The 11411-nt window shown below is 68.8% G+C and carries 12 protein-coding genes; 9 read left to right on the top strand and 3 right to left on the bottom strand.

The window, feature by feature from the left end; genetic code table 11:
• Positions 1-553, bottom strand: a 553-nt coding sequence (locus FKV24_RS03155; protein ID WP_141481194.1) for an MFS transporter, incomplete at its 3' end; no start/stop codon positions are given.
• A gap of 264 nt (positions 554-817) precedes the next feature.
• On the opposite strand from FKV24_RS03155, the gene FKV24_RS03150 reads away from it, so the two are divergent.
• The 9 genes from FKV24_RS03150 to FKV24_RS03110 all read left to right on the top strand — a co-directional run bounded on the left by FKV24_RS03150 (position 818) and on the right by FKV24_RS03110 (position 9248).
• Positions 818-1141, top strand: coding sequence for an FmdB family zinc ribbon protein (locus tag FKV24_RS03150; RefSeq protein WP_141481192.1), 324 nt, complete (start codon positions 818-820; stop codon positions 1139-1141).
• A gap of 192 nt (positions 1142-1333) precedes the next feature.
• Complete coding sequence (gene aspS / locus FKV24_RS03145; RefSeq protein WP_141481190.1) at positions 1334-3100, top strand: aspartate--tRNA ligase; 1767 nt, start codon at positions 1334-1336, stop codon at positions 3098-3100.
• A 158-nt stretch (positions 3101-3258) separates the two neighbouring features.
• Entirely contained in the window at positions 3259-3504 is a 246-nt protein-coding gene (locus FKV24_RS03140; protein ID WP_111267256.1) for a DUF6289 family protein, read from the top strand.
• A 242-nt stretch (positions 3505-3746) separates the two neighbouring features.
• Positions 3747-4304: a DUF3016 domain-containing protein gene (locus FKV24_RS03135; protein WP_141481189.1), complete on the top strand. Its 558-nt coding sequence runs from the start codon at positions 3747-3749 to the stop codon at positions 4302-4304.
• A 96-nt stretch (positions 4305-4400) separates the two neighbouring features.
• Positions 4401-5039, top strand: a complete 639-nt coding sequence (locus FKV24_RS03130) for an esterase/lipase family protein (protein WP_111267255.1) — start codon at positions 4401-4403, stop codon at positions 5037-5039.
• Between the two features lie 106 nt (positions 5040-5145).
• A complete protein-coding gene (locus FKV24_RS03125; RefSeq protein WP_111267254.1) occupies positions 5146-5886 on the top strand; it encodes a YebC/PmpR family DNA-binding transcriptional regulator in 741 nt (246 codons plus the stop codon).
• A gap of 195 nt (positions 5887-6081) precedes the next feature.
• Positions 6082-6606, top strand: a complete 525-nt coding sequence (gene ruvC, locus FKV24_RS03120; RefSeq protein WP_111267253.1) for a crossover junction endodeoxyribonuclease RuvC — start codon at positions 6082-6084, stop codon at positions 6604-6606.
• Positions 6607-6715: 109 nt separating this feature from the next.
• Positions 6716-7303: a Holliday junction branch migration protein RuvA gene (ruvA, locus tag FKV24_RS03115; RefSeq protein ID WP_141481196.1), complete on the top strand. Its 588-nt coding sequence runs from the start codon at positions 6716-6718 to the stop codon at positions 7301-7303.
• Positions 7304-7340: 37 nt separating this feature from the next.
• Entirely contained in the window at positions 7341-9248 is a 1908-nt protein-coding gene (locus tag FKV24_RS03110) for a potassium transporter Kup (protein ID WP_111267251.1), read from the top strand.
• Positions 9249-9352: 104 nt separating this feature from the next.
• On the opposite strand, the gene FKV24_RS03105 is transcribed toward FKV24_RS03110, so the two are convergent.
• Positions 9353-10030 carry a potassium channel family protein gene (locus FKV24_RS03105; protein ID WP_111267250.1) on the bottom strand — a complete coding sequence of 226 codons (678 nt, stop codon included), beginning with the start codon at positions 10028-10030 and terminating at the stop codon, positions 9353-9355.
• Between the two features lie 81 nt (positions 10031-10111).
• Positions 10112-11411 (bottom strand): TrkH family potassium uptake protein (locus FKV24_RS03100; RefSeq protein ID WP_211371764.1); only part of this gene is annotated, 1300 nt, incomplete at its 5' end.

Below are 11411 nucleotides of genomic sequence, written 5' to 3'. Positions count from 1 at the left end.
GCTCGGGCTGGGTCATCCGGCTCGCGGTCACCGGCAGCGCCGCCAGGCACACCAGCACCGCGACCAGGCTGAACAGCACGAAGCCGGCGGGAGCCGACACTCCGATCAGCCATTGGCCGGCGGCCAGGGCGAACAGGTTGACCGCCATGTAGACCGCGAACACCTGGCTGCGCTGCGCCGGCGGTGCCTGCACGTTCAGCCAGCTTTCGATCACCGTGTACAGGCCGACCAGGGCGATCCCGGTCAGCAGGCGCAGCACGCTCCAGGCCCAGGGCGAGACGAAGATCGCGTGCAACAGCACGGTCGCCGCGCACAGTGCGGCGTAGAACGCGAACGCGCGGATGTGGCCGATCCGCTGGATCAGGCCCGGTGCGGCGTAGGTGCCGAGGAAGAAACCGACGAAGTAGGCCGACATCACCAGGCCCAGGGTCTGGTCGTCGAAGCCCTCGATCCGCCCACGTACCGCCAGCAGCGTGCCGAGCAGGCCGCTGCCCATCAGCAGAAGCGCCACGCCGACGAGCAGCGCGGCCAGGGGGCGTACGATCGCGATCATGGCCGGTGATTCCGATCCAATAGCTCTGATCCGGCTCTTTGCGGGCAAGCCCCGTATCCTAACAAATTGAAAAATCAGGAATATTGCCGCCATTCAGGGCGGCCGGAGCGGTTGCCGGACGGGCCTGGGCGGCGGGCGCGGAAGCCGGCGCGAGCGCCGTCCGGGCTTGAAACCGCGGCGCCTGGCCCCAGAATGCGCAGGCAGCGTGTTCCGGGCCCCGCGCTGCGCCGTAGCCGCCGCCCGTTACCTGCCGTCCGATCCGCCATGCCGATCTATGCCTTCGAGTGCGCCGCATGCGGCCACAGTTTCGACCGCCTGCAGAAGCTCTCCGATGCCGATCCCAGCCAGTGCCCGGCCTGCGGCGCGGGCGAGGTCCGGCGCCAGCTGACCGCGCCGCAGTTCCGCCTCGCCGGCGGGGGCTGGTACGAGACCGATTTCAAGAAGGACGGCGACAAGAAGCGCAACCTGGCCGGCGACGCCGGCAAGTCAAACGCTGGCAAGAGCGATGGGGGCAAGGGCGACTCGGGCAAGAGCGATACCGCCAAGACCCCGGCGCCGGCCAAGTCCGGGACCAGCACGGCCGGCTGAGCGCGGTATCCGCCCGCCGGGCGACTGTAGGAGCGGCGTAAGCCGCGATGCAGCCGGCACGAGAAGGCCCGATCGCGGCGTGCGCCGCTCCTGCGGCACTGTTGGCGGCGACCGCGGGCGGAAAGCCGGCCGATCAGCCGTTAAACTACCCGGCTTTCCGCGTTCCATCCGCGGCCCATGTCCGGAGCCCCCATGCGTACCCATTACTGCGGCCTCATCGACGAGGCCCTGATCGGCCAGACCGTCACCCTGTGCGGCTGGGCCGACGTCGCCCGCGATCTCGGCGGCCTGTGCTTCATCGATCTGCGCGACCACGAAGGCATCGTCCAGGTCGTCGCCGAGCCGGAACAGGGCGTCGACGGCAATGCCGAGGTGATCGCGACCGCGGCGAAGGTCGGCTACGAGGACTGCCTGCGGATCACCGGCGAGGTGCGCCGTCGCGAGTCGCCGAACGCGAAGATCGCGACCGGCCAGGTCGAGGTCGTCGCCCGCCGCATCGAAGTGCTGAACAAGGCCGAGCCGCTGCCGTTCCACGCCCACGAGAACCCGGGCGAGGACATCCGCCTGCAGTACCGCTATCTGGACCTGCGCACTCCCGAGATGCAGCGCAAGATGCGCACCCGCACGAAGCTGGTGCAGGCGCTGCGTCGCTGGCTGGACGGGCGCGGCTTCCAGGACATCGAGACTCCGATCCTGACCAAGGCGACGCCGGAGGGCGCGCGCGACTTCCTGGTGCCGGCGCGGATGCATCCGGGCGAGTTCTACGCGCTGCCGCAGTCGCCGCAGCTGTTCAAGCAGATCCTGATGGTGGCCGGCTTCGACCGCTACTACCAGATCGCGCGCTGCTTCCGCGACGAAGCCCTGCGCGCCGACCGCCAGCTGGAGTTCACCCAGCTCGACATGGAGTTCGCCTGGGTGTCCGAGCGCGACGTCCAGGACGCCACCGAAACCATGATCCGCGACGTGTTCCGCGAGGTCGTCGAGGTCGAGCTGGGCCAGTTCCCGCGCATGACCTGGGCCGAGGCGATGCGTCGCTACGGTTCCGACAAGCCGGACCTGCGCATCGCCCTGGAGCTGGTCGATGTCGACGCCCAGGTGAAGGACTCGCAGTTCAAGGTGTTCACCGACTGGGCCGGGGTCGACGGCGGCCGCGTCTGCGCGCTGCGCATCCCCGGCGGCGCTTCGCTCAGCCGCAAGCAGATCGACGAGTACGCTGCGCACGCGGCCAAGTACGGCGCGCGCGGGCTGGCCTACATCAAGCTTTCGGACAGCGGCGAGGTGTCCTCGCCGATCGCCAAGTTCTTCGACGAGGCGCAGTTCTCCGCCCTGCTGGCCGAGGTCGGCGCCGGCAACGGCGACATTGTGTTCTTCGGCGCCGGCCAGTACGGCACGGTCAGCGACTTCATGGGCGCGCTGCGGCTCAAGGCCGGTCGCGACTTCGGCCTGGTCGAGGCCGGCTGGCGCCCGCTGTGGGTCACCGACTTCCCGATGTTCGAATGGGACGCCGAGGCCGGGCGCCATGTCGCCCTGCACCATCCCTTCACCGCGCCGGCGGTGGACGATGTCGAGGACCTGCGCGCGAACGCCAAGACCGCGGTCAGCCGCGGCTACGACATGGTCCTCAACGGCAACGAGATCGGCGGCGGCTCGATCCGTATCCACCGCCCGGCGATGCAGTCGGCGGTGTTCGAGCTGCTGGGCATCGGCAAGGAGGAGGCGGAGGCCAAGTTCGGTTTCCTGCTCGATGCGCTGCGCTACGGTGCGCCGCCGCACGGCGGCATCGCCTTCGGCATCGATCGCATCGCCGCGCTGATGGCCGGCACCGAGTCGATCCGCGACGTGATCGCATTCCCCAAGACCACCACCGCGCAATGCCTGATGACCGGCGCGCCGTCGCCGATCGCGGACGCGCAGCTGGCCGAGGTGCACGTCGCGGTGAGGCCGAAGGCGGAAGGCTGAGTCGGTTCTTCACGCCTGAGGCCCGGCACGGGCACGGTGGCGATAGTGTGACCGTCATCGCGTTATGCGCGGCCGCGGGCGCTGCGCTAGGGTGGGCGCGCAGGCATGGCCTGCACATCAACCCTTCGATTCGAAAGGAGTTCGGAACGATGAAAGCGATGAAGAAGACCCTCTCCGTACGCAGGATCGTGCTGGCCGCGGCGCTGTTCGCCGTGACCATCGCCCTGGCCGGCAACGCGCTGGCGCGTTATCCGGCGCTGGGCGTGGAGTGGGGCGAGGTGACTTACTACGACGGCAACGGCAACCCGATCGGCGGCATGCGGATCGAGTGCGACGGCTACGTGGCGACCTGGGGATCGACCGACGGCAACCGCGGGCCGATGATGATCTACCCCTGCCATTGATCCCGGGTGGATCGCAGTTGTGCGAACGGGCGGCCCAATGGCCGCCCGTTCTTCGTTGAACCGCGTGCCGGAATGGTCCCGGCGGCGCAGGCGCGACGTTTCCGCGGCATTCAGACGGGGCGCGACGTTTCCGCGACATTCAGACGGGGCGCGACGTTTCCGCCCCGGTCGCACGTATATGCACAATGAGCGGGCACGAACCGCGCCATCGATCCATGCATACCGATTCCGGAGCCATCGAGATGAACGTCCGTAGCGTTTTCCGAACAGCCGCGCTGGCGATCCTGCTGCTCGCGGGCACACAGGCCGCGGCGCGCACCGTGACCGACCCCGAACGTCCGCGCCAACTGGAAGGCGAGGACCCGGTCAGCGTGAGCTGGGACGACCCGGCCGGCTTCAGCGAGATCCGCTACAGCGGCAATCGCTGGGAGGCCGAGCAGGGCAACTGGGTCGAGGAACTGGCCCGCTACATCCGCGAGCGCGCCGGCAGGGCGCTGCCGGCAGGCCAGCGCATCGACATCCGCATCACCGACATCGACCGCGCCGGCGACTACGAGCCCGGGCGCGGGGTGGACGGCGACCGTATCCGGGTGGTTCGCGATATCTACCCGCCGCGCCTGTCGTTGAGCTTCACCCGCTACGACGCCAGCGGTCAGGTGATCGCGCAGGGCGAACGGCGGCTGACCGACCTGGGCTACCTGCATCGCGCGAGCCGCCGCTTCGGCAACGACCCGTTGGGCCATGAGAAGCGCCTGGTCGACGACTGGGTCAACGCCGAACTGAGGGTGCCGGGCGCCTGAGGCCGGCCCGGCGTCCGCATCCTTCGCGGGCAAGGCCGCACAAGCCGCGGGAGCGGGGCGTTGTCGTCTGCGGTGGCTTGCCCGACACTGCCGGGCATGAGTGATGACGCCGCCTCCACCGAACGCCTGTTGCTGCTGCACGGTATCTGGAACGCCAGATCCTGGATGACCCCGCTGGCGCGACGTATGCGCGGGCACGGCTTCCGGGTCGAGATATTCGGGTATCCGAGCATCTTCGGCGGCCCCGAGCCGGCCGTCGACGCCCTGATCGAGCGTCTGCGCGAAGGCCCGCCCGTGCATCTGGTCGGCCACAGCCTCGGCGGCATGGTCGGCATGGAGGCGCTGCGACGCGTGCCTGAGCTGCCGGTCGCGCGGATGGTCTGTCTGGGGTCGCCGCTGTGCGGCAGCGCGACCGCCCGCAGCCTGGGGCGGCGGGCGTGGACCGGACTGGTGCTGGGCCGCAGCGGCCCGCTGCTGCAGCGTGGTTGCGAGCCCTGGCGGGGTCATCCGCCGGTGGGCATGGTCGCCGGCAACATCGCGCGCGGCCTGGGGCGGCTGGTGACCCGGTTCGACGGCGAGTCCGATGGCACCGTGGCCCTGGCCGAGACCCGCCTGCCGGGCCTGGCCGATCACTGCGTGGTGCCGGCCAGCCATACCGGTCTGGCGTTCTCGGCCGATGCCGCCGCCCAGGCCGCCCATTTCCTGCGCAACGGGCGGTTCCTGCACGAGGCCTGAGGCTTGCCTATAATTGCGCGCCGCAGCATGGCCCGACCCGGGCCGGCCCATCCGGGCCGACTCCGGTACGGCGATTCCCGAAACCAGGCAAGCGATCCAGGACACCATGGCCGGTCATTCCAAGTGGGCCAACATCCAGCACCGCAAGGGCGCACAGGACGCCAAGCGCGGCAAGATGTTCACCAAGATCATCCGCGAGATCTCCGTCGCCGCGCGAGCCGGCGGGGGGGATCCCGCCAACAACCCGCGTCTGCGCACCGCGATCGACAAGGCGCTGGGCGCGAACATGAGCAAGGACGTGGTCGAGCGCGCGGTCAAGAAGGCGACCGGCGAGCTGGAGGGCGTCAGCTACGAGGAGATCCGCTACGAGGGCTACGCGCCGGGCGGGGTCGCGGTGATCGTCGACTGCCTGACCGACAACAAGGTCCGCACCGTCGCCGACGTGCGCCACGCGTTCGGCAAGTTCGGCGGCAATCTCGGCACCGACGGCTCGGTCGCCTTCATGTTCCGCAAGCTCGGCGTGCTCAGCTTCGCGCCGGGAGCGGACGAGGACGCGATCACCGAGGCGGCGATCGAGGCCGGTGCCGAAGACGTCGTGGCCTATCCGGAGGACGGATCGATCGACGTACTGACCTCGCCGGAGGGATTCGAGGCGGTGCGCGAGGCGATGACCGCCGCCGGCATCGAGGTTGCCCAGGCCGAGATCACCTACCGCGCCGACAACGACGTCGCGGTCGAGGGCGAGACCGCGCAGCAGGTCGCCAAGCTGCTGGACTGGCTGGAGGACCTGGACGACGTGCAGAACGTCTACTCCAATGCCGAACTGGGTGAGGACGCCTACGCGTAATCCGCGTAGGCTCGACGTCGTGACCTGGTTTCATCCAAGGCAGGAGGCGGTCGGGATGCCGTCCACGAGGACGACGGCCCATTGCCGCGACGGGTCGTGCCGCGAGGTGCATGCACGGATGCGCCCGGCGATCCGCATTCCCGCGGCCCCTCGGCTCCGGGCGCTTTGTGCCCCGCATTCCCGGCGATCGGTTCAATGACCCGCATCCTCGGCATCGACCCCGGCTCGCAGCGCACCGGCATCGGCGTGATCGACGTCGCCGCCGACGGCCGCTGCCGCTACGTGCATGCCGATGTGCTCAAGCTGCTGTCCGCCGAGGACTTCCCGTCCCGGCTCGGGTTGCTGTGCGAGGGCCTGGAGGCGGCGTTGGAGCAGTGGCGCCCCGACCAGGTCGCGATCGAGACGGTATTCATGGACAAGTCGGCGACTTCGGCGCTGAAGCTGGGCCATGCCCGCGGCGCGGCGCTGGCGACGGTGGTGAGGCGGCGTCTGCCGATCAGCGAATACGCGCCGCGGGTGATCAAGCAGTCGCTGGTCGGTCGCGGCGCGGCCGACAAGGACCAGGTCCAGCACATGGTGCGGCTGCTGTTGAACCTCGGCGATGCCAAGTTGCAGGCCGATGCCGGCGATGCGCTGGCGATCGCGCTGACCCATGCGCACATGAGCGCGACCGCCGGCCGCACCGGCATCGCGGTCAATCAGTTGCGGAGGCGGAGGTGAGCACGTTCGTGTCGCGATCCATCGTGCCCGCGGCGGGCACGATGCCATCAACCATGCGGGAGACTGCCGCATGGCAATCCATCCGCGCCTGCGTCTGGGGGGACAGGCAATGATCGGTCGTCTGAAAGGCATCCTGGTGCACAAGCAGCCGCCGTGGCTGGTGATCGACGTCAACGGCGTCGGCTACGAGCTGGAGGCGCCGATGAGCACCTTCTACGACCTGCCCGAGCTGGGCCGCGAGGTCGCGCTGTTCACCCATTACGCGCAGAAGGAGGACAGCGTTTCGCTGTACGGCTTCATGCGCGAATCCGAGCGACGCCTGTTCCGTGACGTGCAGAAAGTGTCCGGGATCGGCGCCAGGATCGCCCTGGCGGTGCTGTCGGGCGTCAGCGTCGACGAGTTCGCGCGGCTGGTGCAGGCCGGCGACGTGACCGCGCTGACCCGGATTCCCGGCATCGGCAAGAAGACCGCCGAGCGCATCGTGGTCGAGTTGCGCGACCGCGCCGCCGACCTGGCCGGCGGCGGCGCGGCGGCGAGCGGCGGGATTCCCGCCGATGCCCAGAGCGAAGCGGTCATCGCGCTGCAGCAACTGGGCTACAAGCCGGCCGAGGCCGCACGCATGGCCAAGGCCGCTTTCGAGAACGGCGACGACGCCGCCACCATCATCCGCAAGGCCCTGAAGTCCGCGCTGCGCTGACCGACAGGCGCGCACTACGTCCCCGATTGCTGATCCCATGAACGCTTCCACGACTCCAGCACCGTCCCGGCAGGGTGAACACGACACCAGCCTGAGGGGCCTGATGGTCGGCGCGATGGCCGTCGTCTTCGGCGACATCGGCACCAGCCCGCTGTACACCCTGAAGGAAGCCTTCTCGCCGCACTACGGCCTGCAGCCCAACCACGACAACGTGCTCGGCCTGCTGTCGCTGGTGTTCTGGTCGCTGATGCTGGTGGTCGCGCTCAAGTACGTGACCGTGATCCTGCGCGCCGACAACGAGGGCGAGGGCGGCATCATGGCGCTGATGGCGCTGGCCCAGCGCAGCCTGTCCAAGGGTTCGCGTTCGGTCTACGTGATCGGCCTGGTCGGCATCTTCGGCGCGGCGCTGTTCTTCAGCGATGGCGTGATCACCCCGGCGATCTCGGTGCTGGCGGCGGTGGAGGGCCTGGAGGTGGTGTCGCCGGAGCTGGAAGTGATCGTGATACCGGTCACCCTGGTGGTGCTGATTGCCTTGTTCGCGCTGCAGCGCCACGACACCGCGCGGGTCGCCCGGCTGGTGTTCGGGCCGATCGCCGGGATCTGGTTCCTGACCCTGGCGGTGCTGGGCATCGCCGACATCCTGCACGCGCCGGAGGTGCTGAAGGCGGTCAATCCGCTGTGGGCGGCGCGTTTCTTCGCCGATCACGCCTGGGGCGGCATCTTCATCCTCGGCGCGGTGATCCTGGCGGTCACCGGCGGCGAGGCGATCTACACCGATCTGGGCCGCTTCGGTGCCCGCCCGATCCGTCGCGCCTGGTACTTCTTCGTGCTGCCGTCGCTGATGCTCAACTACCTGGGTCAGGGCGCGCTGGTGCTGGAGAACCCGATCGCCGCGCGCAATCCGTTCTACATGGGCGTGCCGGAGTGGGGCCTGATCCCGTTGATCGTGCTGTCGACCGCGGCCACGGTGATGGCCTCGCAGGCGGTGATCACCGGTGGCTTCTCGGTCGCCCAGCAGGCGATGCAGCTGGGCTACATCCCGCGCATGACCGTGCGCCACACCTCCAGCCACAACATCAGCCAGATCTACATCCCCGGCATCAACTGGACGATGATGGTGATCGTGGTCGGGCTGGTGATCGGTTTCGGCAGCTCGTCGGCGCTGGCCAATGCCTACGGCGTGTCGATGTCGATGACGATGCTGATCGACACCGTGCTGCTGGCAGTGGTCGCGCGCGCGCTGTGGCCGCGCTGGCGGGTCTGGGTGCTGCCGTTCTGCCTGGCCCTGCTGTGCATCGACCTGGCGTTCTTCGTCGCCAATTTCGTCAAGATTCCGCAGGGCGGCTGGTTCCCGTTCGCGCTGGGCATCGTGCTGTTCACGATGCTGCGGACCTGGCGCCGCGGCCGCAAGCTGCTGCGCGCCGAGATCCAGAAGGAGGGCATCGATCTGCGCACCTTCCTGCCCAGCCTGATGCTGGCGCCGCCGGTGCGGGTGCCGGGGACGGCGGTGTTCCTGACCGCCGACAAGAACGTGGTGCCGCACGCGTTCCTGCACAACCTCAAGCACAACAAGGTGCTGCACGAGCAGAACGTGTTCCTGACCGTGGCCACCCTCAACGTGCCGTATTCGCACAAGCGGGTGATCGTCGAGAAGATCGGCGACGGATTCTACAAGGTGCTGCTGCGGTTCGGCTTCATGGAGACGCCGGACGTGCCGCTGGCGCTGATGCAGACCTGCGACGTCTGCGATCTGACCATGGACCCGATGGACACCACCTACTTCCTCAGCCGCGAGAGCATCGTCGCCTGCGCCCGCCGCGACGGCATGCCGATCTGGCGCGACAAGCTGTTCGCCACCATGCATCGCAACGCGGCGCCGGTCGCCGGCTACTTCCACATCCCCGGCAACCGCCTGGTCGAGCTCGGTACCCAGGTCGAGATCTAGCGTCGGAACAGGCCTTGGGGTCGGCGCAAGCCGCGATCGACCTCCCCGGGGAAAGCATCGCGGCTTGCGCCGCTCCCACGCGTCTGCGGACGCCGTGCCGCGGCTCACTCCAGCGCGGCGAACTTCTCGATCAGGTTGGTCGGGCCGGAGATCACCAGGATGTCGCCGGGTTCGACATAGGTATCGGCCTGGGCGTAGATGAAATCGGCGTGGCGGCGCTTGATCCCGACCACGGTGATGCCGTGCTTCTGGCGCAGGTTGGACTCGCTCAGGGTCTTTTCGAGCGATTCGTCCGGGGCGCGGGTCTTGGCGATCGCGAAGCCGTCCTCGAACTCGAGGAAGTCCATCATCTTGCCGGTGACCAGGTGGGCGACGCGTTCGCCCATCGCCGCCTCCGGATGGACCACGTGGTGGGCGCCGGTGCGCTCCAGGATCAGGCCGTGGCGGGTGCCGGTGGCCTTGGCCCAGATGTCGCGCAGGCCCAGCTCCTCAAGCGCCAGCACGGTCAGCACGCTGGCCTCGATGTCGCTGCCGATCGCGACCACCGCGTGCTGGATATGGTTCATGCCCAGCTGGCGCAGCACCTCGGCGTCGGTGGCGTCGGCCTGGACCACGTGGGTCAGGCGATCGGCCCACTTCTGCACCAGTTCGGCGTTGGAGTCGATGCCCAGGACCTCGTGGCCCATGCGCATCAGGGATTCGGCCACCGCGCCGCCGAAGCGGCCCAGGCCGATGACCGCGACGCTGTCGCTCTGGATGGGGGGTTTGGGGCCAGTCTTCATGCTCGGTCCGGTCCGCGCCGGGACACGTGCGCCCGGGATGCAGGAAACAGTGGGGGAGTGTATGCCAATACGCGTGCGGGCTCAGCCAACGATCGGGCGCTCCTCCGGATAGCGGTACAGGCGCCGTCGCGCGCGCAGCGCCAGGCCGGTGGCCAGGGTCACCGAGCCGACACGGCCGATGAACATCATGGCGATCACGATGCACTGCCCGGCCGGCGGCAACTGGCCGGTGATGCCGGTCGACAGGCCGACGGTGGACACCGCCGACACCGACTCGAAGATCACGTCGTGCAGCGGCAGGTCGGTCACGCTCAGCAGCGCCAGGGTGCCGAACGACAGCACCGCCATCGCCATCAGCACCACGGTCAGCGCCAGCCGCAGGGTTTCGTTGGGGATGCGGCGGCCGAAGGCGATGGTGTCGGTCTCGTTGCGGATCTCCGACCACACCGCGAAGCCCAGCAGGAAGAAGGTGGTCAGTTTGATGCCGCCGGCGGTACTGGCGCTGCCGCCGCCGATGAACATCAACGCCCAGGTCGCGGCCTGGCTTTCGATCGTCATCGCGCCGGTGTCGATCGAGTTGAAGCCGGCGGTGCGCGCGGTGATCGAGCCGAACAGCACGCTCAGCAGCTTGCCCTCCAGTCCCATCGGGGCGAGGGTCGCGGGGTTGTTCCATTCGTAGAGCGCCAGCACCAGCGCGCCGCACAGCGCCAGGATGCCGGTGCCCAGCACGGTGATCTTGCTGTGCACCGACCAGCGCCGGTAGTCGAACATCTTGTGCCGCAGCTCGTACAGCACCGGGAAGCCGACCCCGCCCAGCAGCACTGCCAGGCTGACCGGGATCATCACCCAGGCGTCGCTGGCGAAATCCATCAGGCTGCTCGACCACAGCGCGAAGCCGGCGTTGTTGAATGCCGATATCGCGTGGAACACGCCCTCCCAGGCGGCCAGCCCGAAGCTGTAGTCGTAGCCGAAGTACAGGCGCAGGGTCAGCACCACGGCGGCGCTGGCCTCGACCAGGAAGGTGGTCAGCAGCACGATCCGGACCACGCCGCCGACATTGCCCAGGCCCAGCCGGGTCTCGGCCTGGGCGGCGACGCGGGTGCCCAGGTTGAGGCGTCCGGCGACCAGCATGCCCATCAGGGTGGCGCCGGCCATGATGCCGAAGCCGCCGATCTGGAACAGGCTCATGATCACCACGTGACCGAACGTCGACCAGTAGTGCGGGGTGTCGACCACCACCAGTCCGGTCACGCAGACCGCCGAGGTCGAGGTGAACAGCGCGGTCAGCAGCGGGGTCGCGGTCCCGTCGGCGCGCGCCGCCGGCAGCATCAGCAGTCCGGTGCCGATCAGGATGATGACGAGGAAGGCCAGCGGGATCAGG

This window comes from Marilutibacter maris, from assembly GCF_006546735.2.
GTDB lineage: Bacteria > Pseudomonadota > Gammaproteobacteria > Xanthomonadales > Xanthomonadaceae > Marilutibacter > Marilutibacter maris.
The sequence above is the reverse complement of the archived record's forward strand: the minus strand, read 5'-3'. Positions and strand labels throughout refer to the sequence as shown.